Raw genomic sequence first — 26,232 nt, forward strand, 5'->3', positions numbered from 1 at the left:
GGACTAAATGCGGGTCGCGTCGCGATACCGGTCGGCCAACTCACGCAAGTAGTCGACCAACCGCGGGGGTTCGGTGACCCGGAACGGAAGGTTGAGGAGTCCTAAGTGGACGGCCATCGTCTCGATGCTGTCCGCGCCGGTGTGCAGGACGCAGGTGTTCGCGTCGACGGCCTCCACCGTCCCGACGGCCGGGTTGATCCGCGCGGTCACCTCCTCGGCGGACGCGTGCACGGTGACGTCGGCCCGGTAGCGCCACGCGGCGGACGAGACGCCGCGCCGCACCCGGTCCGTGACGTCCCCGGGCAGTTCGCGGGCGGTGAACCGCGGGCCGGTCGGGACGCGCGGGGTCAGCCTGTCGACGCGGAACGTGCGCCAGTCGCCGCGGTCGAGGTCCCACGCGACGAGGTACCAGCGACGACCCCAGTTCACCAGGCGATACGGCTCGACCTTGCGGACGCTTTCCGAACCGTCGTGGGTCAGGTAGCCGAACCGCAGCACCTCACGGTCCCGGCAGCACGCCGTCAGCACGGTGAGCGTCTCGGCGGCGACGCGTGGGCCGGGTTCGTCCCTCGGCACCGGGACCGTGTACGCCTGCAGGGCGTTCACCCGGCGGCGCAACCGGGACGGGAGCACCCGCTCCAGTTTGGCGAGCGCGCGCAACGACGTCTCCTCCACGCCCGCGATGGTGCCGCCCGCCGCGGTGCGCAGGCCGATCGCGACGGCGACGGCTTCCTCGTCGTCCAACAGCAACGGCGGCAGATCGGCGCCCGCGCCCAGGCGGTACCCGCCGACCGATCCCCGGGTGGCGTCCACCGGATAGCCGAGCGCGCGCAGCCGCTCGATGTCGTTGCGGATCGTCCGGGCGCTGACCTCCAGGCGTTCCGCCAGTTCGGTACCGGTCCAGTCACGGGGAGTCTGCAGGAGGGAGAGCAAACGGAGTAGTCGCGCCGAAGTTTCCAACATTTTTTCAGGATGCTCCTCCATTAGGAACGGGATGTTCCTAATGGAATCCTATCTTGGTCTCATGAACGCAAACACCGAGATCAAGCCCTTCCGCGTCGAGGTCCCGCAGGCGGAGCTGGACGACCTGGCCGACCGCCTGGCCCGCGTCCGCTGGGCGAACGAACTGCCCGCCGACCAGGTGACCGACGGGGTGCAGCGCGGACCGGTCACGCCGGGCTGGGAGTACGGCGTGCCGCTGGAGTACGTGCGGCGCCTGGTCTCGTACTGGCGCGAGGGCTACGACTGGCGGAAGTGGGAGGCGAAGCTCAACGAGTACCCGCAGTTCACCACGGAGATCGACGGGCAGAACATCCACTTCCTCCACGTCCGTTCGCCGGAGCCGGACGCGAAGCCGCTGATCCTCACCCACGGCTGGCCGAACTCGGTCTTCGAATACCTCGACCTGATCGACCAGCTGACGGATCCGCGGGCGCACGGGGGCGATGCCGCCGACGCGTTCCACGTGGTCATCCCGTCGCTGCCCGGGTTCGGCTTCTCCGGCCCGACGCGGGAGAAGGGCTGGAACCGGTACCGCACGGCCCAGGCTTGGGCCGAGCTGATGCGCCGCCTCGGCTACGAGCGCTACGGCACGCACGGGAACGACGCCGGTTCGTTCGTCGCCCCCGAGGTCGGCCGCGTCGACGCGGAGCACGTGATCGGCGTGCACGTCACGCAGCTGTTCTCGTTCCCCAGCGGCGACCCGGCGGAGTTCGAAGGCATGACCGAGAAGGAACTGGAGTACATGCAGTTCCTCCAGTCCTTCAACGACGACATGTCCGGCTACGCCAAACTCCAGGAGAGCGCGCCGCAGAACCTCGCGCACGCGCTGGCCGACTCGCCGACCGGGCAGCTGGCGTGGAGCGCGCAACTGCTGGCGGCCACGAGCGACGACCACGTGCTCACCAACGCCACGCTGTACTGGCTCACCAACACCGCGGCCTCGGCGGCGCGGTTCTACTACGAGGACAAGCACACGGAGCACCCCACCGAGCCGACGACCGCGCCGACCGGGCTGGCAAGTTTCGCCTACGACTTCCGGCCGCTGCGCCGCTTCGCCGAGCGGGACCACGCGAACATCGTGTCCTGGCAGGAGTTCGACCGCGGCAGCCACTGGGCGACCCAGGACGCGCCGGATCTGCTGCTGGGCGACATCCGGGCGTTCTTCCGCGAGCTGGCGTGACCCTCGCAGGCCGCCGTTGATGAGGGATTCGGGACATTCAGTGTCCCAAATCCTTCATCAACACGGGGCCATCACCGCATCAGGCCCCTTCGGGCAGCACCGACCGCACGGCCTCCGGGGTCCGCGCGACCACGGTCGTGCCGTCGTCGGCGGTGATGATCGGACGCTGGATCAGCTTCGGATGGGTGACCAGCGCGTCGACCCAGCGATCGCGGTCGGCCGGCGTGCGCCCCCACGTCTTCAGTTCGAGTTCCTTCGCGATCGGCTCGGCGGTGCGGGTGATGTCCCACGGCTCGAGCCCGAGCCGCTTGAGGACGGCCTTCAGTTCCTTCGCCGTCGGCGGCTCTTCGAGGTACTTCCGCACGGTGTACTCGGCTCCCGCCTCGTCCAGCATCGACACCGCGGACCGGCATTTGGCGCACGCCGGATTCACCCAGATCTCCATCCGGGCCACCTCCTTTCGAAAAGCGCTCACTCGGTGAGCACTTTGCATCCGATGATGGTCACAGACTCCTACGACGAAAGGAACCCGGCCATGGACGAGACCACCTTCAGCGCCGCCTCCCCCGCCGAGTGGCGCGCTTGGCTCGCCGAGAACGCCGGGACCGCGAGGGAGATCTGGCTGGTCATCCGGCACAAGGGCAGCGGCGTCCCCAGCATCCGGATCGAAGAGGCGATGGAGCAGGCCCTGTGCTTCGGCTGGATCGACGGGCTGCACCGCAAACACGACGCCACGAGTTCCCGGCTGCGGTTCACCCCGCGCGGCCCCCGGAGTTCGTGGAGCCGCGTCAACCGCGAGCGGGCCGCCCGCCTGATCGCCGAGGGTCTGATGACCGAACGCGGGCAGGCGATGATCGACCTCGCCAAGGAGAAGGGCCGCTGGCAGGTCGTGCCGGACGGCGAGGGTGTCCCCGAGGACCTGCGTATCCGGCTCGACGCGGACGAGGCCGCCCGCACCCATTTCGAGAAGTTCCCGCCGTCGTCGAAAAGGCTGATCCTGGAATGGATCCTGACGGCGAAGAAGCCGGAGACCCGGGAACGGCGGATCGCCAGGACCGTCGAGCTCGCGGCCTTGAACCGCCGCGCCAATCACCCGGCCCGGTGACTCAGTTCCGTTCGCATCGGGCCACGAGGAGAGCGATGTCGTCCTGCGCCGGGGTGGCGCCGACGAGCGCGGCCATCACCCGGGCGCAGACCATCGAGGGCGGGTCGGCGGTGACCACGCCGGCGAGCCGGTGGAGGCCGACGTCGATCAGCTGGTCCCGGCGCTCCACGAGACCGTCGGTGTAGAAGGCGAGCACGGCGCCGGCCGGCAGCTCGATCTCGACTCTTCGGCGCCCCGGCCCGGTGACCCCGATCGGCGGATCGACGGGAGCGTCGACGAACACCGACGGCACACCGGGCGCCGCGAGCACCGGGGGCAGATGCCCGGCCAGCGAGATCGCGATGCTCTCCCGCGAAGCCGACACCGACCCGTACACGACGGTGGCCAGCGCTCCCGGCTCGAAATACTGAACCTTCCGGTCCAGTTTGGACAGCACCTCGGCCGGGTCGTCCGAATCGAGCGCGTAGGCGCGAAGGGCGCTGCGCAGCCGCCCCATGATCACCGCGGCGTTGAGGCCGTGCCCGGCGACGTCACCCATCACGATGCCGAGACGGCCGTCGGGCAACGGGAACAGGTCGTACCAGTCACCGCCGACACCGGGCTCGGTCCCCGGCACGTACCGGGCGGCGAACTTCATCCCGGGGACGGCGGGCAGCCGGGCGGGCACCAGGCTCCGCTGGAGCGCCGCCGCCGCCGCGCGATCGCTGGCGGCGACCTCGATCTGCACCTCCAACGCGAGCCGCCCGGCCACCAGCCGCAGCAGTTCGACGTCGGTCTCGGAGAACTCCCGTGGCGTCACCGACCCGACGTGCAGGACGCCGACGAGGTCGTCTTCGGCCATCATCGGCACGCCGAGCAGGGTACGCAGCCCTCGTTCCCACAGGAGCGCGTTCACCACCGTGGTCGCGTCGACGTGGTCGATGATCACCGGCTGCCGCTGCTCGGCGACCCGCCCCGCGAAACCGGCTCCGACGGGGATCCGGACGTCCTGGTAGACCTCCTCCTCGATCCCGGAGGCGGCGATGGCCTGCAACTGCTGCGCCGTCGGGTCGAGCCGGAGCACCGTGGCCGTGTCCACCCCGAGGACCTCGCGGACTCGCGCGAGGAGCGTGGCCATCACCTTGTCCTGGCCGAGTTTCCCCAAGGACGTATCGGTGATGGCTTCGAGCACCTGGAGCCGATCGTCGGCGGTCGGGGTCTCGGACATGCGCAGAGCCTATCCAGCCCGCCCGGCCCGCACCGCCCAGCCCGCCGCGAGTTCGTCGAGGTCCTCCGCCAGTGCGGCACTCGGCGGAATGGCGTCCCGTGGCACGCGGGAGGCGAGCGCCGTGCCGAGCCCCGCCATCCGGATGACGGCGTCGATCAGCGCCTCGGGTTCCTCCGGCCAGTCGAAGCCCGGCTGGGCGATCAGCAGGCTCACGCAGCCGTGCATCGCCGACCAGAGCCCCATCGCGAGGACCTCCGGCTCACCGTGCAGGATCCCGGCCCGCACGCAGGTGGCCGTCGCGTCGGCGAGATACCGGAAACAGGCGACCGCGCCGGGGGACGAACCGCCGGAGGGACGCATCAGGAGCACCCGGTACTGCACCGGATGGTCGAGCGCGAACCGCGCGTACACCCGCGCGCACCGGCTGAGCGCGCGCATCGGATCGGCGACCTCGACGGCGTGTTCACGCATCCGGTGCGCTAGTTCGTCCCACACCCGCAGGCAGACCGCCTCCAGCAAGGCGTCGCGGCTCGGGAAGTGCGCGTAGACCGACGGCGTGGAGACGCCGGTCCGGCGCGCGACGGCACGCAGCGTCAGCGCCTCGTCGGTCCCCGCCTCGCCGAGCAGGGCGTCGGCGGCGCACAGGATCTCGCCCCGCAGCTTCTCTCCTTCGCCCGGCCGCGCCTTCGTCCGCTTCGCGCCCATGCCGTGATGCTGCCAGCATTGACTTGACACCGTCAACTTGACGGTGTCAGCTTGAGTCATGGCGCCTTTTCAGACCGCGACCGCCCTCGTCCGCCGGGACGAGGGCACGGTGTTCGACACCGAACTCGATCCACAGTGGACGATCGGGACGAAGCTGCACGGCGGCTATCTGCTCGCCGTGCTCGCCAGGGCCGCCGCCGAGGTCTCCTCGCATCCGCATCTGACCGCGATCAGCGGCTCGTTCTCCGTGGCCCCGGAACCCGGCCCGGCGGTCGTCGAGGTCGAGGTGCTGCGCGAAGGCCGCGGCCTCACCCAGTTGCGCGCGCGACTGAGCCAGCACGGCAAGCCCTGCACCGAGGCCCTGATCACGCAGGGCGTCCTGAGCGACGGTGACGCGTGGTGGTCCGGAGTGGACCCGGTCGAGATCCCGCCGGAGCAGGACTGCCTGCCCGTACCGGCCGACGGCGGGGGCGGCTTCCGGATCGGCCTGATGGACGTCGTCGAGCAGCGGATCGACCCGTCCGCGGCGGGGTTCGCGGTGGGACAGCCGTCCCGGAAGGGCGTCATCTCGTCCTGGCTGCGGCTCGCGGACGGCACCGACTGGGATCCGGTGAGCCTGCTCGTGGCGCTCGATCCGGTGCCGCCGATCTCCTACGACCTCGGCATCGCGGGCTGGGCGCCGACCGTCCAGTTCACCGCGTACCTGCGCGGGATCCCGGCGCCGGGCCCGGTGCGGGTGCGGATGCGCGCGGGCGAGATCGGCGGCGACCGGATGGACGAGGTCGCCGAACTCTGGGACGAGAAGAACAGGTTGATCGGGCAAGCGACGCAGATCGCCGCCGTACGCGTCCCCTGAACCACCCGAAAGCAGGACCATGACGCGGCGCCGGGAGTTAAGATCCGGCGTCGACGTCATTGTTCTGGGGGCAGGACCATGGAAGTGGAACCGCGTCGCGCGGACGGCTCCGGCGGGGCCGAGATCACCCGGCTCTGCCGGACGCTGGTGCCGCTGGCGGCCGCCGGCAAATACGCCGAGGCCGCGTCGACCTACCGATGGGTGACCAGGGCGTCGGCCGGGGATCCGCTCCGCTACGGCGATCACGCGCTGCGCCTGGAGTTCTGCGCCCTCACCGGCAACGAGCACACCGGTGTCGATCTTCTGTCGCTTTTGGACGGTGTCGGCGATCATGCGGACGCCGTGGACAGGCTGGAGTTCTTCGCCTCGGCCGCGCTGCTCACCCGCCGGTTGACGGAAACCGGATACGGCGGGATCCCGTTCGTTCTCGACGGACCGTACGACGGTGTCCCCCTGAGCAGGCTCCACCGGCGCATGCGGGCGGCGGCGCTCGTCGAAGCCGAAGAACTCGACGAACGCGATGACGCCGGCTATTTCACCGCGTACGCCGAACGGAAAATGGCCGCGAACCCGGTCGCGGAATTCGTGCCGCTCCTGCCTTCCGCACTCCCCCGGGCTCCGATCGCGCCCCCGCCGGGGTTGTCCGCGGAGGAGCTGGTCGTCCGCGCGGAGATCCACAATCACCGGTGCGAGCCGGAGGAGGCGCGAGCCTGTCTCGCGGCGATCGAGACCGTCCCGGACGAAATCGTCCCGCGGCTGACCGAACTGCGCGCGATCTTCTTCCAGGGCGACGACACCGAGGAACGACTGCGCCGCGCCGCCGCCGGATTCCGGCTTCGGAACGACGAAATCCGGTTCCTGCTCAACCAATGCTGGCTCGGGCTGTGGCTCGTCTTCGACGATCAGGCCGAGACCGGGGTCGCGCTGACGACGGTGGCCGCGGCGCGGTTGCGTGCCGGAACGGACGATCACGCCGCCTGCTGGGGTGAATATTGGCTGGCGCACGTGCTTTCCGGGCAGGGCCGTACTTCCGAGGCGTACGAGGTCTTGCGACGGGGTGCCGCGCGGGCTCGCGAAGCGGGCGATCCCTTGCTCCACGGCACACTTCTGTGTCTGGAAGCGACGCTGCGCAACGGCGACGGCGAGGATCCGCTGGTCGCACTGGAACTCGCCCGGGCGGCGACGGACGCCTTCATCGTCGGAAACGTCGGCGAGAAGGCCGTCGAGGCCGTCGAACAGGTCCGGATCGCCTACGAGCGCATCGGATCGCTCGACGAACTGGACGTCTTCGTCGAGCACATGCTGTCGACGCTGCCCGTGGGCGGTCCGGAACGGTTGCGCGGGCATCTCCGTCATCTCCGGGCACTGTCGCTGATCGGCACCGGCCGGTTCGCCGAGGCCGTCGACGACGCCTACGCGGCCCTCGGTGCCGCCGCGGCGAAAGGCAAGGACACCGCGGAACAGTGGTATGTCCTCGTCACCGCGCTGCACGGCGCGGGCCGGTACGACGACGTGCTCGACGTCGCGCCCCGCACCATCACCCTGCTCCCCGCGTCACCGGACTGGGCACACCGCTGCCGGTGGATGTACGCCGACAGCTACCGCGCGCTCGGCGAATCCTCACGCGCCTTCGACGAATACGCCGTCCTCGCCGAAATACTCCAGGATTCGGGTGAAACCGGGCATTCCTACATCTCGGTGAGCATGGCCGCCGCCGAGCAACTCGACCTGCTCGGCTACGGCGCGAACGCCGCCGACTTCTACGCGCGGGCCGCCGACGCGGCCTCGGCGATCGGCGGCGGCTACGTGGCCGCCACCTGCCGCAACGCCGCGACGCTGGCCCGGCTGCGGTCCGGCGACCTCGACGCGGCGCTGACCGCGCTCGACGCCGCGGAAACCGCCGTGCACGCCGTGGAAACCGAAACCGCGCCCGTCAGGGAGCATCTCGTCGCCCAGCTCGACCACGTCGCCGCCCACGTGCTCAGCGCCGCGGGCCGGGTGCGGGAGGCCGCCCGCCGCGCGCTCCGTGCCGCCGAAACGTTCCACCGGATAGGCGAAGCCGAGTCCGCCCGGGACGTGGACCTGCTGCTCGAACAGATCCTCCTGGGTGAGCAGGGCTGAAGCGCCCTTGCCACCCGTCCCACCCAGGAGAAAGATTCCCGGCATGCCCGAAGGAACCAGCGGTACCCGCGGCCCGCTCGCCGGCTCGATCGTGCTGTGGGTCGTGCGCGTCGCGCTCGCCGCCGAGTTCCTCTACAGCGGCTACCTGCTGTTCGCGGGCGGCCACACCGAACAGACCTTCGCCGAGATCGGGCTCGGACAGTGGCTCCGGTACGTCACCGGCGTCCTCGAAGTCGGCGGCGCGATCGGGCTGCTCATCCCCCGCTTCGGCGGTCCGGCGGCCCTCCTGCTGGCCGGGGTCATGGTCGGCGCGAGCATCACGGAGCTGTTCATCCTCCCCGACGGCGGCCCGGTTCTGCCCCTCGTTCTGCTGATCGCCTGCGCGACCCTGGCGTGGTTCCTCCAGGATCAGACGCGCGCGCTGCTCGGCATCAAGCCGCCTGCCGAGGACGAGGACATCCGCTAGCGCCCCGCTCGGCGAACGCGAGCACCACCTTCGTCCGAACGGCTCAGCAGCCGCCCGCCGAATGCCCCGGTCACCGGTACGGACAAAGAAAAACCGCATGTCAACGTGCCTCGCGAGGCCCTGACGACGACGCCGAAATCCGATCATCAGGGTGATCACGCGCTCACTCAAGGTGAAAGATTGCGGCTCGTTTACAACGAACCGGCCACCTGCTTGACAGTCGGAGTGGTACGTACCACGCTGCCCGCATTGGTCTACACCATTTTGTGGGAGCCCGGCATGGTGGCCGGGCATCGAAAGGACGGCACGAGTGAAGCGCTGGCTCAAGATGGCTGCGGGCGCCGCCGCCATCACCCTCGCGACGGCGGGCTGCGCCGGTTCCGGCAGTGGCGACAGCACGAATTCGAGCGCTCCGGCCTCGAACGGCACGCTCACGGTCTGGCTCATGACCGGAACCGCCCCGGAAGCCCTGACGAACTCGCTCCACAAGGAATTCGAAGACGCGCACCCGGGCGTCAAGGTCAAGTACGAGATCCAGCAGTGGAACGGCATCCAGCAGAAGCTGACCACCGCGCTGGCCAGTGACAACCCGCCGGACGTGATCGAGCTGGGCAACACCCAGACCCCCGCGTTCGCGAACCAGGGCGTGCTCGCCGACCTCACCTCGAGCGTCGGCGACTTCAACGGCGCCCAGTGGCTCCAGGGCCTCAAGGCCTCGGGCGAATTCGACGGCAAGACCTACGGCGTCCCGTTCTACGCGGCCAACCGTGAGGTCATCTACCGCAAGGACATGTTCGAGCAGGCGGGCATCACCGCGACGCCGAAGACGCGCGCGGAGTGGCTCGACGCGATCACCAAGCTCAAGGCCAAGTTCGGCAGCGACCCCGAATTCCAGGCCCTCTACCACCCCGGCCAGAACTGGTACGAGCTGCTGTCCTACATCTGGGACGAGGGCGGCGACATCGCGCAGGCAAACGGCAAGTCCTTCAAGTCGACCCTGGACACCCCGCAGGCCAAGGCCGGGCTCGAGTTCTACAAGCAGCTCACCGAGGCTTCGGGCACCAAGGCCCCGAAGGACGCCGACGAGGCCACCCCGCAGCAGGCCGGTATCTACGGTGCGGGCAAGGTCGCGATGATGATCGGTGTCCCGGGTGAGGCCGACACCGCGGCCAAGACCGACCCGTCGATCAAGGAGAAGTCGGGCGCCTTCCCGATCCCGGGCAAGACCGCCGACAAGTCGGCGCCGGTCTTCCTCGGCGGCTCGAACCTGGTCATCCCGGCCAACAGCAAGAACTCGGCCGCGGCCAAGGACTACATCAAGCTGTTCTCCACCCCGAAGTACCAGACCGAGCTGGCCAAGGCCGGTTACGTCCCCGGTACCTCGACCGACGTGTCCGCGCTCGACGCGAACCCGCTCACCAAGGTCATGGCCGAGGCGTCCAAGAACGGCCGCGCAGTGCCGACCAGCCCCAAGTGGGGTGACGTCGAATCCGGTCAGAACCCGATCAAGGACATGCTGACCGCCTACCTGACCGGAACGAAGACGCTCGACCAGGCGACCGCCGACGCCAACGCAGCGCTCGACAAGCTCATCGGCGGATGACCACGACCAAAGATGTGACGATGCCGGCGGGGGCCACCCCGCCGGCATCGCCGCGCATCAAGCCGCCGAAGTCCACCCGGCGTCTCCGTCTCGGCGAACGGACGGCGCCGTACCTGTTGATCCTTCCCGCGCTGGTCGCGATCCTCGCCCTGCTGGGGTGGCCGACGCTGCAACTGGTCGGGATCAGTTTCCGCAAGCTCGACCTCCGTGAGCTGGTCTCCGGAGAGATGGTCTGGGTCGGGTTCGAGAACTTCTCCGCGATCCTGTCCGACCCCGAATTCTGGGAGATCACCGTCCGGACGCTGGTGTTCACCGCCGCGGTCGTGATCACCACCCTGCTGCTCGCGCTGTTCATGGCGTTGCTGATGCGGCACCTCAACCCGGTGGTCCGGGTGATCCTGCAGGTCGCGCTGATCCTCGCGTGGGCGACGCCGGTGGTCGCGACCACCACGGTCTTCCAGTGGATCTTCGACCAGCAGTACGGCATCCTGAACAAGACGCTCGCGAAACTCGGCTTCGAACAGTTCATCGGGCATTCCTGGTTCTCCACCGGCCCGAGCACGCTGACCGTGATCGGCCTGCTGGTCGTCTGGCAGGCGGTGCCGTTCGTGGCCTTCACGCTGTACGCCGGGCTTCTCGGCGTCCCGAAGGAGCAGTACGAGGCCGCGGGCATCGACGGCGCGAACGCCTGGCAGGCGTTCTGGGCGGTCAGCTGGCCGGCGATCCGGCCGATCCTGACCATGGTCACCTTCCTGTCGGTCCTGTGGGACTTCAAGGTGTTCGCCCAGGTGTGGGCGATCCGTCAAGGCGGGCCGGACGGCGCCAGCACAACGCTGCCGGTCTACATGTACCTCAAGGGCCTCGCGGGCAACCACTTCGGCCTGGCGGCGACCGCCGCCCTGCTGATGATGCTCGTGCTGATCCTGCTCACCGCCCGGTACGTCCAGCTGCTGGTGCGCACGAAGGAGGCCGACCTGTCATGAGGAAGACCCTGACCCAGCGGATCGGCCTCGGCACGCTCGGCGTGGTCGTGGCCCTCCTGTTCGTCTTCCCGACGTACTGGATGATCACCTCCTCGCTGAAGACACCGGGCCAGGTCCTGTCACCGGACTACGACCTGATCCCGCTCTCGGCGACGTTCGAGAACTTCGTCTCGGCACTGACGAAGCCCGGCTTCGTCACCTATCTCACCAACAGCCTCATCGTCACGATCGGCGCGGTGCTGTGCTCGCTCGTCGCGGGTGTGCTGGCCGCGGTTCCCTTGTCTCGCATGCGTTTCCGCGGCCGCAAGGGGTTCCTGCTGCTGGTGCTCGTCGCTCAGCTGGCACCGTTCGAAGCGCTGCTGATCCCGATGTACCTGCTGATGCGCGACGCCGGGCTGCTCAACCAGCTTCCTTCGCTGCTGCTGGTGTACTTCGCGGCGACACTGCCCTTCACGTGCTGGATGCTCTACGGCTTCGTCAACGGCATCCCGTACGACCTCGAAGAGGCCGCGATGATCGACGGGTGCAGCCGGGCGGGCGCCTTCCGCCGGGTGACGCTGCCGTTGCTCGCGCCGGGGCTGGTGACCACCTCGGTGTTCAGTTTCATCACCGCGTGGAACGAGTTCCTGTTCGCGTTCGTGTTCATGCGCGACCAGAACAAGCAGACGCTGCCGGTGTGGCTGTCGTCGTTCCGCACGGCGTTCTCCGTGGACTGGGGCGGCATCATGGCGGCATCGGTCATCTACGCCGTGCCCGCTCTGGTGTTCTTCATCATCGTCCAGCGCAAGCTCGTGTCCAACCTGACCGCAGGCGCAGTGAAGGGATAATCCTTGTCTTCACCGGAAAAGCTCGCCGCATCCGTGCTCGTACCGGGCTTCGACGGCACGACCGCGCCGGATTGGCTGCGGCGCAAGGTGGCCGACGGCCTCGGCGGCGCGATCCTGTTCGGCCGCAACGTGGTCGACGACGAGCAGGTGGCCGCGCTCAGCGCGCAGCTGCGGGCGGAACGGCCCGACGTGCTCGTCGGTATCGACGAGGAGGGCGGCGACGTCACCCGGCTCGACGTGGCCACCGGCTCGTTCGTCCCGGGGCCGCTCGCACTCGGCGCCGCGGACGACGTCGAGCTGACGACCTCGGTCGCGGCGGCGCTCGGCGAACGGCTCGCCGCGTGCGGGGTCACGATCAACTTCGCCCCGTGCGCGGATCTGACGCTGGCGGCCGAGGATCCCTCGATCGGGGTCAGGGCGTTCGGTTCGGATCCGGTCAAGGCGTCGCCGCATGTCGCGGCGTACATCACCGGTCTGCAGAAGTACGGCGTGGCCGCGTCGGCGAAGCATTTCCCCGGGCACGGGGCGGCCACCGACGATTCGCACCACGCGCTGCCGGTGCTGCCCAGGACCGAGGCCGAACTGCACGAGCTCGAACTCGTCCCGTTCAAGGCGGCGATCGCGGCGGGGGTGCGCGCGGTGATGACCGGGCACCTCGTCGTGCCCGCGTGGGGTGACCTGCCCGCGACGCTCAATCCGAAGGCGCTCACCGACGTCCTGCGCGGCGAACTCGGCTTCACCGGCGCGGTGATCACCGACGCACTCGACATGGGCGCCGTCGCCGGCGAACTCGGCAAAACCGAGGGTGTCGGCCGGGCGTCGGTGCGGGCGCTGATCGCCGGTGCCGACGCGCTCTGCCTCGGCGGGGTGTCGTTCGAAGAGGACGAGCTGAACCGGATCGCGGCGGTCATCGCGGCCGCCGTCGAAGCCGGCGAGCTGCCGCTGGAGCGGCTGGCGGAGGCGTCGGAACGGGTCGCCGCGCTCGGCACTCCCCCGGTTTCGACGCCGATCTCGCCGGTCGATCACCGGCTCGGCCTGGAGGCGGCGCGAAAGGCGTTGCGAATCCAGGGTTCGCCGAAGCTGGCCGGACCGCCGCTGGTCATCGACATCGAGACCGAGCCGATCATCGCGGCCGGACCGATGCCGTGGGGACTCGGCTCGCACCTGGCCGGACTCGTGCCCGGCACCCGGGCGCTCAAGGTCACCGGGGACGAGATCGCGACCGCGATCGACGCCGTCCGCGGTGCCCGCGACCTGGTGGTCGTGACGCGTGAGGCGCACCGGCACCCCGAGGTGCGCGAATTCCTCGGCTGGCTGCGCGAGTCTTCTGTGGAGTACATCCGGGTCGAGACCGGCGTGCCGGGGCCGGACTCGGGCGACGGCCCGCGGATCGACACGTTCAGCGGGTCCTACGTCAGCCTCCGCGCCGCCGCGGAGTACCTGGCCTGACCCCCCTCTCGCATTTCGTCCTCTGAATGCGGTACTTGCGTGTGCATGTACCGCATTCAGAGGACGAATCGCGTTATTCGGTTGCGACGCCGAAGCGGGGGTGCTGTAGTCGGGAAGATCGGTTCCCGGCTCAGGAGATGATCGTCTTGGTGTCACGGCTCGGAGTCAGGATCCCGCGCGAACTGCCCGCAGCCCGGCTGAAGAGCCTGGCCCAGCGAGCGGAACAGGAAGGCCTGGACGAGGTCTGGATCGTCGAGGACTGCTTCTACGCGGGCGGGATCGCGACGGCGTCGGCGGTGCTGGCGGCGACCGAGAAGATCACCCTCGGCATCGGCATCATGCCCGCCGTGGCACGGAATCCGGCCATCGCGGCGATGGAGATCGCGGCGCTGGCGGAGCTGCACCCGGGGCGGCTGATCGCCGGGTTCGGGCACGGGGTGCCGAGCTGGATGCGGCAGATCGACGCGTGGCCGAAGTCGGCGCTGGCCGCCTTCGAGGAGACGCTGACGGTGCTCCGGCGGCTGCTGGCGGGTGAGCGCGTTTCCTTCGAGGGCAAGCATGTCCGGCTCGACGAGGTCGAGCTGGAGTTCCCGCCCGCGCTGCCGCCGAAGCTCATCGCCGGCGTCCGCGGCCCGAAGTCGCTCGCGGCGGCGGGCCGGGTCGCCGACGGGACGCTGCTCGCCGAACCGGCCACACCCGAGTACGTCCGCGCGACGCGGGACCTCATCGGCGTCGAAGGTCATACGATCGCCACCTACAACTGGCTCGCCCTCGACGCCGATCCCGAACGGGCCCGCGAGCGCGCCAGGGCCGACGTCGCTTCCGCGATCGGGCCGAACTCGGGCCCGGCACTGGAACCGCTGGACTTCGGCGCCGAACTGCTGGCCGAGGTCAAGGCCTCCGCCGACCGGAAGGACCTGGCGCGGCGGCTGCGGCCGGAGTGGATCGACCGGCTGAGCATCAGCGGCCCGCTCGACCGCTGTGTCGAGCAGATCCGCGCGCTGTACGCGGCCGGGACCGAGTCGGTCATCCTGCTCCCCCTGCTCGGCGAGCCGGAGGAGGAGTCCTTCGCCGCCGCGGGCCGGATCGCGGCGGCCCTGCGCGGTTGACCTTTGCCCGCATTTCGTCCTCTGAATGCGGATGGCGCCTGGGTGAAGGGGACTTTCCCCACATCCAATGCGGCGAAAGTTCCCTTCACAACACCCGACCCCCTTCGCCTCGCCCCTCAAGTAGCCCGAAGCGCCACTCAAGACCGTGAACCCACGCCGGCGTCGTCGTGAAGGCCTCCTTGCCTACCCTGACGGTAGGGAAGGGGTCCTTCACCACTCGCCGGTGTGATCCCTGGTGCCACTCGGACAGTTGTGACGTCCGCCTCCGGCCCTGGGGTCCGTGAAGGCCTCCTTGAGGGACTCAGAGTCCCTCAAGGAGGCCTTCACGGACTTTACCGACTCGGACACGTTTGCCTTACCCCTCAAATAACGCCCCAAGACACTCACGACCCCTCCACCAACCGCATTTAGTCCTCTGGATGCGGTCGCGCTTCGAGCGCTTTGACGACGGCCACCATGTCCTCCGCACCGAAACCGAGCCGCGCGGTCTCGGCGTAGAGCGCGCGGGACGCTTCGATCAGCGGCAGGTCGAGGCCCGCCTCCTTCGCCGCGGCCGCGATCAGCTCGACATTCGCCAGGACGTTCGCGATCGAGGCCTGCGGCGCGAAATCCTTCTCGACGAGTTTGGGCACCTTGACCCGCAGGATCGGACTGGCCAGCTGTCCCGCGCCGAGAACGTCGGCGAGCAGACCGGGATCGAGGCCGTGGGACCGGGCGAACCGCATGGTCTCGGCCAGCGAAGTCACGACCGCGGTCAGGTGCACGTTGACCGCCAGCTTCATCAGGAGCCCGTTGGGCACCGGCCCGCAGTACACGGTTTCCCGGCACATCGGCCCGAACAGCTCACGGACCTCCTCGACCGCTCCGGGGTCGCCCGCGAGCATCGCGACCAGTTCCCCCGCCTCCGCCGGGACGCGCGAACCCGAGACCGGCGCCTCGACGTACTTCGCCCCCGCCGCGACGAGATCCGCCTCCAGCGCGCGGGAATGACCCGGCGCCGTCGTTCCCATGTGGACGATCGTGCGACCCGCCACCCGCCCGGCGAACCCGGGCCGGCCGCGGCCCAGCACGGCGTCGACGGCGTCCGCGTCCTTGAGCATCAGGATCACGACGTCGCAGCGCGCGAAGAGTTCGGCGACGTCGGCCACCTGGTCCGTCTTGCCCGGCGTGCGGTTCCACCGGAGCACCGGGATCCCGGCCCGCGCCAGGTTCCGTGCCATCGGCTCGCCCATACTGCCCAGCCCGGCGAAACCGACTCGTTCGAGGTCCATGGCATCCACTCTGCGGTACCGGCGGGCGACGCCGGGCCCGGTGCGACGATTGCGGCGGAAATCGCGAGGAATGGCACCGGCCGTCCGGTTCAGCTCTCGCGGCCAGGTTGCGAAAGCCACTTTCGCAACCTTCAACGTTGCGAAAGTGGCTTTCGCAACCTCGTCGCAGCCCGTCCCGCCCACGAGCCGCTCAGAACGGATGCTCCATCCACACGTTCGCCTCCACGTAGACCCCGCAGTCCCGTTCGACGTTCGCGTGCACCGGCGCGATCCCGCCGGGGATCACGTTGTCGCCGTCGGCGAGTTTGACGCCGGTCCACTCGTGCCAGTCCGCGATCGAGCCCGAGATCGTCACCGCGAACGGGCACACCTTGATCATCCGCGCGCCGAGCCGTTCGTGGGTGCGCAGCCAGCGGTCGGCGAAAAGCCCGTCCTCGCGCCGCCGGACGGCGTAGGACTCCATGGGCACGTCGGGTTCGTCCTCCTTGCCGATCGGGCGCACGGAGACGATCAGCCGCTTCAGCCCCGTCTCGGCCGCCCGCGCCTTCAGTGCCTTCAGCATCGGCGTGGACAGGCCCGTCCCCCGCATCCGTGGCGCCACAACGACTTCGAGGGCGCACAGGGTATCCGGCGCGCGGCCGTCCATGACATCCTGCGCCGCCCACTGGATCGCCTCGTCCCAGCCGTGCGCCGGCAGTTCGCGGCGGTCCGCGGCCGGATAGGTCAGCGGGACCGACAGCGCCCGCGCGATCGGTTCGCCGTCGTCGTCCAGCGCGATCAGGAAGTACCGGGACCAATGGCGCAGGAACCGTTCCGGGGAGATCATCTTGCCGCTGGACCCGGCGTAGATGAACTCACCGCCGACGTCGCCGAGGTTCAGCGCGGGCTTGAGCAGATCGGGACGGGACGCAAGATCGACGATTCGCATACCGCCAAGTCAAGCGAGCCGGTGACCCGACCGATAGCTGCTTCCGGGCGATGATCAAACAGGCTGACGCGGCGCGGCCTGCAATCGGGAAAGGACGTCGGTGAGCCTGCCCGCGGCGACGTCCCATTCCTCCAGGACGCTGCTCCGCGCGAGCGCCGACGTCCGCAGGGAATGGCGGAGTTCGGCGTCGAGCGACCAGCGCAGCAACGCCGCCGCGAGCGCCGAGGGGTTGTTCGGCGGCACCAGCAGGCCGGGGACACCGCCGCCGGGAGCGGTGCCGAGCGCGTCGTGCGCGCCCGCGGTTTCGGTGGCCACCACGGGGATCCCCCGCGCGAGCGCCTCGGCGACGACCAGCCCGGACGTGCCGCCGCGAGCGGGCAGGACGAGCAGATCCGCGCCGTCGTAGACCAGGTCGAGGTCGTCCGGCGGCTGGATGAGGCTGATCCGGGAACCGAGCCCGAGCCGTTCCACCGTCCAGCGCAGCTCGTCGACGTACGCGGGATCGTGCTGTGTCGCGCCGGCGAACACGCATTTGAACGCCAGTTCGTCGACCATCGAAAGCGCGCGGATGAGCACGTCCTGGCCGTGGCGCGCGGTCATGGGCGCGAGACACAGCAGCCGGGAGACGCCGTCGGCCCCGGCGGCGAGCGGGGCCGCGTCCGTGCCGGGTGTCGCGACGTAGACCCGTGTCGGGTCGAGGTCGTGCCGGTCGATCAGCTGCCGCGCGAGCCACGGTCCGGTGGCGACGATCATCCCCGTCAGCCGCAGCGTCTCCCGTTCGCACGCGTCGAGTTCGGCGGCCTGCGCCGGATCGAGCGCGGGGTCGTCGGCGAGCGGCCGGTGGACCAGGACGGCCAGCCGCAGCCGCCGCGCGTGCGGGACCACGATCTCCGGGACCCCGCAGGCGACCGTGCCGTCGATCAGGACGACGGTGTCGTCGGGCAGCGCGGCGAGCGAACGGGCCAGTCTCGACCGGGACAGCGGACCCGGCGTCGGCCATTCGCCGGCGATCGGCAGTTCCAGCAGCGGGAGGCCGGTGGCCGGGAGGTTCTGGCACATCCGGCGGTCGTATTCACCGCTGGTGTCCTCGGTGTCCCCCGGCAGGACGAAGACGACCGGTTCGGTCACGGTTACCTCCAGATGCGGGCGCCTTACCGGTAGACACGGATGCGACGCCCGTCCGGTTCATTTCCGGCGGGACGAAGTTCAGCCCGCCGCGCGCGCGACCGCGGCGACGATCTCGTCACGCAGCCCGGCACCGACCGCGATCGTGGCCGCCGAACGCACCGTGTGGTCGCCGCCGTCGGTGTCGACGACCACTCCCCCGGCCTCCCGTACCAGCAGGACACCCGCCATCGTGTCCCACGGCTGGTTGGAGAGGATGACGCTCGCGTCGAGTTTGCCGTCCGCGACCCAGGCCAGGTCGATCGCCGCGGAGCCGAGGAAGCGGACTCGCTGCACGCGGCCGCCGAGTTCGGCCAGCAGTGCCATCCGGACGCGGTTCTTGGCCTCCGCGCCCTCGCCGACCGCGAAGTCGCCGAGACTCACGATCGCGTCGGACAGCTCCGTCGCCGTCGACGCCGTAAGACGCTCTTCGCCCGCGTACGCGCCTTGCCCCTCCGCAGCGGTGTAGGCGACGTCGAGGAACGGCAGGGAGATCGCCGCGACCGTGCTCTTGAGACCGTCGACGAGCCCGAGCGAAACGCCGCACAGTGGGATGCCGCGCGCGAAGTTCGCCGTGCCGTCGACCGGGTCGAGCGCCCACCAGAGGTCCTTGTCGCCCTCGTGCCCGCGTTCCTCGCCGAGGATGCCGATCTCCGGCGTCTCGCGGGCCAGGAATTCGCGGACGGCGTCCTCGACGGCGAGGTCGACGTCGGTCACCATATCGCGATCACCTTTGGCGGCAACGGAAAACGACGTCATCGAGCGGATGATCCCGGTCGCCTCGGCGACGGCCTCGCGGGCGACGGACAACAATGCGGCGTGGTCGGTCATATCGGTACCGTAGCCGGAATGGACCTGTTCCCGACGGCCACGACGGCCGACGAGCGTGCCCGCGGCGCCGAGGTCGCGGTGCTGCCGGTCGGCAGTTTCGAGCAGCACGGGGCGCATCTCCCGCTCGCGACCGACGCGGTGATCGCGACGACGATCGCCGGTGCCCTCGCCGCGGCGTACCCGGTGCTGCGGCTTCCGCCGATCACGATCGGCTGCTCGCACGAACACGCGGACTGGGCGGGCACGGTCAGCGTTTCGGCCGCGACCCTGTACGCCGTGGTGAACGACATCTCGGCCTCCCTGCGCCGTTCCGGCGTGCCGAAACTGGTGCTGGTGAACGCGCACGGCGGCAACTACGTGCTGTCCAACGTGGTCCAGGAGTCGACGTCGCCGATGGCGCTCTTCCCCGGCGTCGAAGGCTGGCAGGCGGCGCACGAGGCGGCCGGGCTGGAGACGTCGCTGGACAGCGACATGCACGCCGGGGAGCTGGAGACCTCCCTTCTGCTGCACGCACACCCCTCGCTGGTCCGGCCCGGTTTCACCGAGGCGGATCATCTCGCCGACGACAGGCGGCACCTGCTCACGGTGGGCCTGCGCCCGTATTCGGAATCCGGTGTCGTCGGGCGGCCTTCGCTGGCGACGGCGGAGAAGGGACGGCTGGTGCTGGAGTCACTGGTGGAGAGCTTCGGGGACACTCTGGCCGCTCTCGGCTGACTCGATCAGGTCCAGATGCGGCAGGAAGTGGTGCATCCGCTCCTGTTTCGTCCGCAGGTACCGCAGGTTCTCGTCGTTCGGCGTGACCAGCAGCGGCACCCGCTCGCTGATCCGCACCCCGTGCTGTTTCAGCTGGTCGACCTTCGCCGGGTTGTTGGACAGCAACCGCACCGATCGCACTCCGAGGTCGTTCAGGATCTCCGCCGCGGCGCGGTAGTCGCGCGCGTCCACCGGCAGGCCCAGCGCGATGTTCGCCTCGACGGTGTCGAGCCCTTCGTCCTGGAGCCGCATCGCCTTCAGCTTCGCGAGCAGACCGATCCCGCGTCCTTCGTGCCCCTGGGCGTACACGAGGACTCCGGCGCCTTCGTCGACGATCGCCCGCAGCGCGGCGGCCAGCTGGTCCCCGCATTCGCAGTGCATCGAGCTGAAGACGTCGCCGGTGAGGCATTCCGAATGGACCCGCGTCAGCGTGCCGGAGGTCGCGACGTCGCCGTGCACCAGCGCCATCTGTTCGGTGCCGTCGGCGTCCAGGTACCCAAACGCACGGAAAACGCCGTAACGGGTGGGCAGTCTCGTCTCCACGACCCTCTCGACGGTCATCGGGCTTCTCCTGTCTGTTCGGTGACTCTTGACAGAACGCGCGAGCAGGACGCCCGCACCGGGAAGGCTGGCGAAGAGCGCGAGCACGCCGTAGACGACGGCCACGGTGACGCCCTGCGCCGAACCGAGCCCCGCCGCGCCGAACAGCAGCGCGCAAACCCCTTCGCGCGGGCCCCAGCCGCCGATGTTCAGCGGCAGGCCCATCGCGAGCAGGGCGAGGATCATCAACGGCAGCAGGTCGCCGACCGGCGCGGTGACCCCGGCCGCGCGCGCGGCGACGACGAACAGCGCGAGATGCCCGGCCAGGGTGGCGGCCGAAAGCAGGCTCACCCCGGGCCAGGTCTCCTTGGTCAGCAGACCGAGCCGGACGTCGGCGAGGCTGACGGCGAACCCTCGGCGCCATTTCGATCCACTGTGGATCCACCGCTTCCCGGCCGTCAGCCCGGTGACGATCAGGGTGAGGGCGAGGGCGACCACCACGATCCCGGCGCCCGTGACGACGCCGTCGATCGGCGGAGGCACCACGGATGGCGCGCTGAGCACGACGGCGACCGACGCGCCGACGACCGCGATCTGCCCGGCCGTGCGCTCCAGCACAACCGCGCGGACGCCGCGCGGGACGTCACCGGCTTCGCGGCCGTGCTGCACGGCCCGGTTGACGTCGCCGAGGACGCCCGCGGGCAGGACACCGTTGAGGAACAACGCGCGGTAGTACTCGCCGACCGCGCTCGGCAGCGACAACCGCAGGCTGAGCCGCCGCGCGACCAGGCACCAGCGCCAGGCACTGAAAACCGTGGTGGCGAAACCGATCCCGAGCGCGGCGGCGATCCCGCCGGCGTCGACCTCGCGCAGCCCGGCCAGGAACGCGCCCGTCCCCAGTTGCCAGACGAGCACCCCGAGGATGCCGAGCGCGCCGAGGATCCGAAGCCACGGCCAGAACCGTTTCACGCGGGCACCACCAGGAGGTCTTCGTGCTGGATCACCGCGTCCAGCTCGCCCGCCGCGCACTGCGCGAGCCGCCACCGCAGGTACGCGTCCCCGTCCGCCGCCAGCTCCGGCCGTTGTTCGCAGGCGGCACCGACCCAGCCGGTGAGCCATTCCGCGGTCAGCGCGGCCTGATCGGCCCCGAGCCGCCACGGGCTGGGAGCGCGCCGCACGGTGGCGCCGAGCCGTTCGAAGACGCCGAACGCGACATCCACCGCGTCCGGACCGAGCAGCCACCGGCCGTCGGTCACCCGGCGCTGGTGCGCGTTGAAGGCGTCGGAGATCTCGATGTCGAACTTGTCCTTCGGCGACAGCACCACCCGGCCCGAAACGCTCAACGTGAACAGCACCGCGCAACCCGCTTCGACGCAGGCCTCCGCCAGCCGGGACATCTCCTCGGCGGTGAGCAGGTCGAGCAGCGCCGACGCGGCCACGAGCGAGGTCCCGGCGAGGTCCTCCGCGCGTAACTCGGTGATGTCACGCTGTTCGGTGACGACCGTGACCTCGCTTCCGTCCAAAGCGTGGTCCGGACGGCTGGTGCGTGCCCGCGCGTGGGTGAGCAGGCCGGGGTCGCGGTCGTGCAGGATCCAGCGCTGGCGGCCGGGCAGCCGCGGCGCCAGCCAGCGGCCGAGCGAACCGGTGCCACAACCGAGATCCCGGACGACGGTTCCGTCCCGCCCGCGCAGGTACGCACGCACCGGCTCGATCAGCTCGGTCGCGCGGGCGGCGGCATCGGCGTCCTCACGCAACTGGAGCCAGCTGGGGGCGTACTTGGTCATGCCGCCGTCCTCTCGCTCAGCAGGACGGCGGCGACGCCGCGGGCCGTCTCGTCCCAGCCGGTCAGCGTCTCGCGGCGAAGGCGGGCGGAGGCGCGAAGACGGTCACGCAGTTCAGGTTCGGTGAGCCAGCGGCGAAGGGCCGCGGCCAGCGCGTCGACGTCCTCACCGGGGACGAGTATCCCGGGCACACTGCCGTCGGCGGCCTGGCCGAGAGTGTCCGGCAGAGCGTCGACGGCGGTCGACAGCACGGGAATGCCGTGGGCGAGCGCCTCGGTGACGACCATCCCGTAGGTCTCCGCGCGCGACGGCAGCACGAGAAGGTCCGCGGCCGCGTACGTCGCTTCGAGCGCTTCGCCGGAGCGCGGGCCGGTGAGAGTGAACCGATCACCGAGTGTGTGTCGCCGCAGGCGTTCGACGTAGCGGGTCTCGCGGGGGATGGCGCCGACGCACTCACAGCTCCACGGCAGGTCCTTGAGCGACTTCAACGCGGCCGCGAGCAGGCCCTGCCCCTTGCGCGGCGTCACGTTGGCGACGCAGACCAGCCGCGTCCCGTCCAGGCTCCCAGAAGCGACTTCGGCCCTGTCCACCCCGGGCGGCACCACGTGTACGCGATGCGGGGCGAGGTCGTGATGCTCGATCAGCCGTCGCGCCGCCCAGGCGCTGGTCACGACCACGGCCTCGACCGTGGCGAGCGTCTCCCGCTCCAAGCGGTCCAGCTCGGCGGCCAGCGATGGCGACAGCCCCGTCTCGTCGGCCAGCGGGAGATGCACCAGCACCGCGATCGACAGCCGCCGCGCGGCGGGCCCGATCACCTCGGGCACCCCGCAGGCGACCAGCCCGTCGAGCAGGACGGCCGAACCGTCGGGCAGTCCGGCGAGTTCGCGCGCCAGCACGGTGCGCGCCGCGGTGCCGGGCCGCGGCCAGTTCCCGCGTACGGCGATCTCGTGGACCTCCATCCCCGCCGCGACGAGGCCGTCGCACAGCCGCCGGTCGTAGACGTTGCCGCCGCTGGGCGCGCTCACGTCGTCGATGTCGTTGGGCAGGACGACGTGGAGGCCGGTCACAGCGCACGCTCGTAACTGGCCCACGCGACGTGGGATTCGTGGAGCGAGACGGTGAGGCTTTCGAGCCCGCGCGCCCCCTCACCGAGCGCTCCCGTGTGGACGCGGTCGGCGAGCCGGTCCGCGATGACCTTGGCGAGGAACTCGGTGGAGGTGTTGATCCCGGCGAACTCGGGCACGTCGTCGAGGTTGCGGTAGTTCAGGTCGGCGAGCACCGCCTTGAGCTCTTCGGTCGCCTTGCCGATGTCGACGACGATGTTGTCGGCGTCCAGTTCGGACCGGCGGAACGTCGCGTCCACCAGGAAGGTCGCGCCGTGCAGCCGCTGCGCGGGGCCGAAGACCTCGCCTCGGAAGCTGTGGGCCACCATGACGTGGTCGCGGACGGTGATACTGAACAACGGACCTCCCGGATCGAGCCCTTAACGCGTTTCCTCCATCTGATAGGTCACACGGAGGCAGAGCGTTCCTGGTTCATTCGCGGCCAGACGCGGCAAGACGTCCGGTAGTTCACCGAAGTGACATTGCCCGCTGACCAGCACTTCGAATCCTGGATCGGCGAGAAGACGCAAAGCGAGCGCCAAGCGGTCGGCGTAGCTCCGGTTCAGGCGGCGGGACGGCGAGACCATGCCGACCTGGCTGCTGCGGATCGTCAGCCGCCGTGAATGGAAGTTCTCGCCGAGCGGGACGCTGATCCTCCGGTCGCCGTACCAGCTCAGCTCGATGACCTCGCCCTCCGGCGCGAGCAGCTCCAGCGACCGCGCGAGCCCCGCCTCGCTCGCGCTGGCGTGCACGACGAGGTCGCAGTCGCCCAGCGCGTCCTCCGGTGTCGAGAAGTCGACACCGAGCGCCTCGGCGATCTTCGCGCGCTCCGGGTCGACGTCGATCAGCTGGACCCTGGTCGCCGGGAAGCCCGCCAGCAGTTTCGCGACGCTGCTTCCCACCATCCCGGCGCCGACCACGGCGATCCGGTCGCCGAGTTTCGGCGACGCGTCCCAGACGGCGTTGACCGCGGTCTCGATCGTCCCCGCGAGGATCGCGCGCTCCGGAGGCACCCCGGGCGGCACCGGCGTGACGGCCGACGCCGGGACGACGTAGCGCGTCTGGTGCGGGTAGAGGCAGAAGACGACCTGCCCGACCAGGTCTTCCGGACCACGTTCGACCACGCCGGCATTGAGGTACCCGTACTTCACGGGCCCCGGGAAATCGCCCTCCTGGAACGGCGCGCGCATGGCCGCACGTTGACTCGGTGGGACCTCGCCGCGGAAGACGAGCGTCTCGGTGCCCCGGCTCACGCCCGTGTACAGGGTGCGGACCAGCACTTCCCCGTCGCCGACCGGAGGGAGCGAGACCGGCCTGAGCTCACCGTCACCGGAACCACTGAACCAGAAGGCGCGTTCCATCGTGTCCTCTCATGTCGGACCCTGGAAGCGGGGTCACCGCCACCATAACGAGGAGGCCTCGTGATCAACCCCGGAGTTTTCCTGGGGGTCCTCGTCCAGCTGGCGTTGCTGGGGACGCTGGACGCCGTCGCCGGACTGGGCCCGCTGGGCTGGCTCGCCGGAGCGGCCTACGGCCTCGCCGTGGGCGGATTCCTGACCTACGGCCTGAACCGGAGCACCGCGCGCTCCCTCGGCCCCGCCGACGCCGTCACGCTCGCCCGGTCCGGGCTGGTCGGCTGCGTGACCGCGCTCGTCGTCGACACCGCGGGCCGGGAGATCGTCGCGATGGTCGTCCTCGCGTCGGTCGCGCTCGCCCTGGACGCCGTCGACGGCCAGGTCGCGCGCCGCACCGGGACGGCGTCGACGCTCGGCGCGCGGTTCGACATGGAGGTCGACGCGTACCTGATCCTCATCCTGAGTGTGGTCGTCGCGCAGTCGCTGGGCCCGTGGGTGCTCACGATCGGCGCGATGCGCTACGTCTTCGTCGTCGCGGGCAGGCTGTGGCCGTGGCTGAACACGCCGCTTCCGCCGAGCATGGCGCGCAAGACGGTCGCGGCGGTCCAGGGCATCGCGCTGGTCGTGGTGGCCTCGACGGTCCTGCCGCTGTGGGCCGGTTTCGTGGTCACGCTGGGCGCGCTGGCGCTGCTGACCTGGTCGTTCGGGCGCGACACATGGTGGCTGCTGGAGCAGCACGCCTTCACCGCCGCGCCCGCGTGATCACGCGTACTGCGCTTCGCCGTTCCCGATCGACCAGTCGATGGGATCGTTCTCGGTGATCGTGACGAGCACGTTCCGCGGCTCGGTCCCCGCGTACTCCTCGGCGAGCTCCGCGATCCGCCGGTACAGCGACTTCTTCTGCTCGCCGGTGCGCCCCCGCCGCATGGTGATCGCGACGTACACGACCCCCTCGTCACGGTGGATCCCCAGGTAGTCGTCGTATTTCAGGGTGCTCCGGCCGTTGAGGACCTGGAAGCGGTCGTCGTCCGGGATGCCGAGCGTCTCGACCATCGCGTCGTGGACGGCGTTGCCGAGGGCTTCGAGCTTGCCGGTCCCGATGGCGTCGATACGGACGAAGGGCATGTCAGTTCTCCTTGGTGGCGAGCAGGCCGAGTGCGCCGTCGACGGCTTTCGCGAACACGTCCGGCGAGTCCGCGGCACGGGCGAGGATGTAGCCGCCCTGCAGCACCGCGACCAGCGCGGTCGCCGTGGCGAGCGGGTCGAGCGCCTGGTCGAATTCGCCGGCCGCGCGCCCCTCTTCGAGCAGCTCGGCGAGGCGGCCGGTGAGCCAGCCGAAGAACTCCTCGACCGGCTTTCGCAGGTCCGCGTCGGCCATCACGTCGGGATCCTGGGCGAGCCTGCCGACCGGGCAGCCCTTGAGCACGGCGCGTTCGCGGCGCAGGTAGACGGTGAGGCGCTCGACGACCTTGCCGGGCCCGGAGAACTCGGCCTCCGCCCTGGCGCGCAGATCGTCGGCGCTGCGGGTGATCGCGGCGAGCGCGAGTTCGGACTTGCCCTGGAAGTGGTGGTACATGCTGCCCTGGCCGGCGCCGGACCGTTCCTGGATCGCCTTCGGGCTGGTGCCGACGTAGCCGCGCTCCCACAGGAGCTCGCGAGTGCTCTCGATGAGCCTTTCCCTCTTGTCCACGATCTGACCGTACATACTAGTAGGTACAGTGACAAGCCCACGCGGGGGAGCAAGGGACCTTTGCTACCACTTTGACGCTTCCCCGCAGGTCAGCGCCCACTTCCCGCATTTAGAGGACTAAACGCGCGGGGCCCAGGCGCTCCGCGATGGCCGCCGGTCCGTGAAGGCCTCCTTCACTACCCTCAAAGTAGGGAAGGAGGCCT

At 70.0% G+C, this 26,232-nt stretch carries 27 protein-coding genes; 12 read left to right on the forward strand and 15 right to left on the reverse strand.

From position 1 onward, the window contains the following. Window positions 1-3: 3 nt before the first annotated feature. Window positions 4-963: a helix-turn-helix transcriptional regulator gene (locus ACZ3HL_RS26950; protein WP_465534519.1), complete on the reverse strand. Its 960-nt coding sequence runs from the start codon at window positions 961-963 to the stop codon at window positions 4-6. A gap of 61 nt (window positions 964-1,024) precedes the next feature. Between ACZ3HL_RS26950 and ACZ3HL_RS26955 the strand changes: the two genes are divergently transcribed. Further along, window positions 1,025-2,182, forward strand: coding sequence for an epoxide hydrolase family protein (locus ACZ3HL_RS26955; protein WP_465534520.1), 1,158 nt, complete (start codon window positions 1,025-1,027; stop codon window positions 2,180-2,182). 79 nt (window positions 2,183-2,261) lie between these two features. Here ACZ3HL_RS26955 and ACZ3HL_RS26960 read toward each other — a convergent pair whose 3' ends face one another. After that, window positions 2,262-2,627 carry an arsenate reductase family protein gene (locus tag ACZ3HL_RS26960; protein ID WP_465534521.1) on the reverse strand — a complete coding sequence of 122 codons (366 nt, stop codon included), beginning with the start codon at window positions 2,625-2,627 and terminating at the stop codon, window positions 2,262-2,264. Between the two features lie 90 nt (window positions 2,628-2,717). Between ACZ3HL_RS26960 and ACZ3HL_RS26965 the strand changes: the two genes are divergently transcribed. After that, a complete protein-coding gene (locus ACZ3HL_RS26965) occupies window positions 2,718-3,287 on the forward strand; it encodes a YdeI/OmpD-associated family protein (protein ID WP_465534522.1) in 570 nt (189 codons plus the stop codon). A 1-nt stretch (window position 3,288) separates the two neighbouring features. Here the strand turns inward: ACZ3HL_RS26965 and ACZ3HL_RS26970 are convergent, their stop codons facing one another. Together ACZ3HL_RS26970 and ACZ3HL_RS26975 are read right to left on the reverse strand one after the other, a co-directional pair. Continuing rightward, entirely contained in the window at window positions 3,289-4,494 is a 1,206-nt protein-coding gene (locus tag ACZ3HL_RS26970; RefSeq protein WP_465419965.1) for a PP2C family protein-serine/threonine phosphatase, read from the reverse strand. Between the two features lie 9 nt (window positions 4,495-4,503). Continuing rightward, on the reverse strand, window positions 4,504-5,199 hold the full coding sequence (locus tag ACZ3HL_RS26975) for a TetR/AcrR family transcriptional regulator (protein WP_465534523.1): 696 nt from the start codon (window positions 5,197-5,199) through the stop codon (window positions 4,504-4,506). Window positions 5,200-5,257: 58 nt separating this feature from the next. On the opposite strand from ACZ3HL_RS26975, the gene ACZ3HL_RS26980 reads away from it, so the two are divergent. The 8 genes from ACZ3HL_RS26980 to ACZ3HL_RS27015 all read left to right on the forward strand — a co-directional run bounded on the left by ACZ3HL_RS26980 (window position 5,258) and on the right by ACZ3HL_RS27015 (window position 14,613). Next, the gene (locus ACZ3HL_RS26980) at window positions 5,258-6,055 is read left to right on the forward strand and encodes a thioesterase family protein (RefSeq protein ID WP_465534524.1); all 798 of its coding nucleotides are present in this window, start codon (window positions 5,258-5,260) and stop codon (window positions 6,053-6,055) included. Between the two features lie 78 nt (window positions 6,056-6,133). Further along, a complete protein-coding gene (locus ACZ3HL_RS26985) occupies window positions 6,134-8,176 on the forward strand; it encodes a hypothetical protein (RefSeq protein ID WP_465534525.1) in 2,043 nt (680 codons plus the stop codon). A gap of 43 nt (window positions 8,177-8,219) precedes the next feature. Next, window positions 8,220-8,642, forward strand: a complete 423-nt coding sequence (locus ACZ3HL_RS26990) for a DoxX family protein (RefSeq protein WP_465419957.1) — start codon at window positions 8,220-8,222, stop codon at window positions 8,640-8,642. Window positions 8,643-8,952: 310 nt separating this feature from the next. After that, on the forward strand, window positions 8,953-10,245 hold the full coding sequence (locus ACZ3HL_RS26995) for a sugar ABC transporter substrate-binding protein (RefSeq protein ID WP_465419955.1): 1,293 nt from the start codon (window positions 8,953-8,955) through the stop codon (window positions 10,243-10,245). Then, on the forward strand, window positions 10,242-11,228 hold the full coding sequence (locus ACZ3HL_RS27000; protein ID WP_465534526.1) for a carbohydrate ABC transporter permease: 987 nt from the start codon (window positions 10,242-10,244) through the stop codon (window positions 11,226-11,228). The genes ACZ3HL_RS26995 and ACZ3HL_RS27000 overlap by 4 nt, the downstream gene beginning before the upstream one ends. Next, window positions 11,225-12,055 carry a carbohydrate ABC transporter permease gene (locus tag ACZ3HL_RS27005; RefSeq protein ID WP_465419951.1) on the forward strand — a complete coding sequence of 277 codons (831 nt, stop codon included), beginning with the start codon at window positions 11,225-11,227 and terminating at the stop codon, window positions 12,053-12,055. Before ACZ3HL_RS27000 ends, ACZ3HL_RS27005 begins: the two co-directional genes overlap by 4 nt. Window positions 12,056-12,058: 3 nt before the next feature. Beyond that, window positions 12,059-13,504, forward strand: a complete 1,446-nt coding sequence (locus ACZ3HL_RS27010) for a glycoside hydrolase family 3 protein (RefSeq protein ID WP_465534527.1) — start codon at window positions 12,059-12,061, stop codon at window positions 13,502-13,504. 137 nt (window positions 13,505-13,641) lie between these two features. Beyond that, window positions 13,642-14,613 (forward strand): LLM class flavin-dependent oxidoreductase, encoded by a 972-nt coding sequence (locus ACZ3HL_RS27015; RefSeq protein ID WP_465534528.1) that lies wholly within the window; start codon window positions 13,642-13,644, stop codon window positions 14,611-14,613. 407 nt (window positions 14,614-15,020) lie between these two features. Here ACZ3HL_RS27015 and ACZ3HL_RS27020 read toward each other — a convergent pair whose 3' ends face one another. The 4 genes from ACZ3HL_RS27020 to ACZ3HL_RS27035 all read right to left on the reverse strand — a co-directional run bounded on the left by ACZ3HL_RS27020 (window position 15,021) and on the right by ACZ3HL_RS27035 (window position 18,807). Then, a complete protein-coding gene (locus ACZ3HL_RS27020; protein WP_465534529.1) occupies window positions 15,021-16,067 on the reverse strand; it encodes an NAD(P)-dependent oxidoreductase in 1,047 nt (348 codons plus the stop codon). A gap of 7 nt (window positions 16,068-16,074) precedes the next feature. Beyond that, window positions 16,075-16,812, reverse strand: coding sequence for a GNAT family N-acetyltransferase (locus ACZ3HL_RS27025; protein WP_465534530.1), 738 nt, complete (start codon window positions 16,810-16,812; stop codon window positions 16,075-16,077). Window positions 16,813-16,866: 54 nt separating this feature from the next. Further along, complete coding sequence (locus ACZ3HL_RS27030; RefSeq protein WP_465534594.1) at window positions 16,867-17,871, reverse strand: glycosyltransferase family 4 protein; 1,005 nt, start codon at window positions 17,869-17,871, stop codon at window positions 16,867-16,869. Window positions 17,872-18,018: 147 nt separating this feature from the next. Then, window positions 18,019-18,807 carry an inositol monophosphatase family protein gene (locus tag ACZ3HL_RS27035; RefSeq protein WP_465534531.1) on the reverse strand — a complete coding sequence of 263 codons (789 nt, stop codon included), beginning with the start codon at window positions 18,805-18,807 and terminating at the stop codon, window positions 18,019-18,021. An 18-nt stretch (window positions 18,808-18,825) separates the two neighbouring features. Between ACZ3HL_RS27035 and ACZ3HL_RS27040 the strand changes: the two genes are divergently transcribed. After that, the gene (locus ACZ3HL_RS27040) at window positions 18,826-19,521 is read left to right on the forward strand and encodes a creatininase family protein (protein ID WP_465534532.1); all 696 of its coding nucleotides are present in this window, start codon (window positions 18,826-18,828) and stop codon (window positions 19,519-19,521) included. Here ACZ3HL_RS27040 and ribA read toward each other — a convergent pair. From ribA to ACZ3HL_RS27065, 5 genes are read right to left on the reverse strand one after another with little or no spacing between them, the layout of a single operon-like run. Next, window positions 19,477-21,069 carry a GTP cyclohydrolase II gene (ribA, locus tag ACZ3HL_RS27045; RefSeq protein WP_465419937.1) on the reverse strand — a complete coding sequence of 531 codons (1,593 nt, stop codon included), beginning with the start codon at window positions 21,067-21,069 and terminating at the stop codon, window positions 19,477-19,479. The genes ACZ3HL_RS27040 and ribA overlap by 45 nt on opposite strands. Then, the gene (locus ACZ3HL_RS27050) at window positions 21,066-21,884 is read right to left on the reverse strand and encodes a methyltransferase domain-containing protein (protein WP_465534533.1); all 819 of its coding nucleotides are present in this window, start codon (window positions 21,882-21,884) and stop codon (window positions 21,066-21,068) included. The genes ribA and ACZ3HL_RS27050 overlap by 4 nt, the downstream gene beginning before the upstream one ends. Beyond that, window positions 21,881-22,948, reverse strand: coding sequence for a glycosyltransferase family 4 protein (locus tag ACZ3HL_RS27055; RefSeq protein WP_465534534.1), 1,068 nt, complete (start codon window positions 22,946-22,948; stop codon window positions 21,881-21,883). Before ACZ3HL_RS27055 ends, ACZ3HL_RS27050 begins: the two co-directional genes overlap by 4 nt. Further along, window positions 22,945-23,343, reverse strand: coding sequence for a 6-pyruvoyl trahydropterin synthase family protein (locus tag ACZ3HL_RS27060; RefSeq protein ID WP_465534535.1), 399 nt, complete (start codon window positions 23,341-23,343; stop codon window positions 22,945-22,947). The genes ACZ3HL_RS27055 and ACZ3HL_RS27060 overlap by 4 nt, the downstream gene beginning before the upstream one ends. A 21-nt stretch (window positions 23,344-23,364) precedes the next feature. Continuing rightward, the gene (locus ACZ3HL_RS27065) at window positions 23,365-24,345 is read right to left on the reverse strand and encodes a dehydrogenase (protein ID WP_465534536.1); all 981 of its coding nucleotides are present in this window, start codon (window positions 24,343-24,345) and stop codon (window positions 23,365-23,367) included. A 60-nt stretch (window positions 24,346-24,405) separates the two neighbouring features. On the opposite strand from ACZ3HL_RS27065, the gene ACZ3HL_RS27070 reads away from it, so the two are divergent. Continuing rightward, window positions 24,406-25,101, forward strand: a complete 696-nt coding sequence (locus ACZ3HL_RS27070; protein WP_465534537.1) for a CDP-alcohol phosphatidyltransferase family protein — start codon at window positions 24,406-24,408, stop codon at window positions 25,099-25,101. Here ACZ3HL_RS27070 and ACZ3HL_RS27075 read toward each other — a convergent pair whose 3' ends face one another. Together ACZ3HL_RS27075 and ACZ3HL_RS27080 are read right to left on the reverse strand one after the other, a co-directional pair. Continuing rightward, window positions 25,102-25,464 (reverse strand): tautomerase family protein, encoded by a 363-nt coding sequence (locus ACZ3HL_RS27075; protein ID WP_465534538.1) that lies wholly within the window; start codon window positions 25,462-25,464, stop codon window positions 25,102-25,104. Window position 25,465: 1 nt separating this feature from the next. After that, complete coding sequence (locus ACZ3HL_RS27080) at window positions 25,466-26,029, reverse strand: TetR/AcrR family transcriptional regulator (RefSeq protein ID WP_465419923.1); 564 nt, start codon at window positions 26,027-26,029, stop codon at window positions 25,466-25,468. Window positions 26,030-26,232: the final 203 nt, after the last annotated feature.

The sequence above is a fragment of the Amycolatopsis sp. NPDC000009 genome, assembly GCF_055563465.1.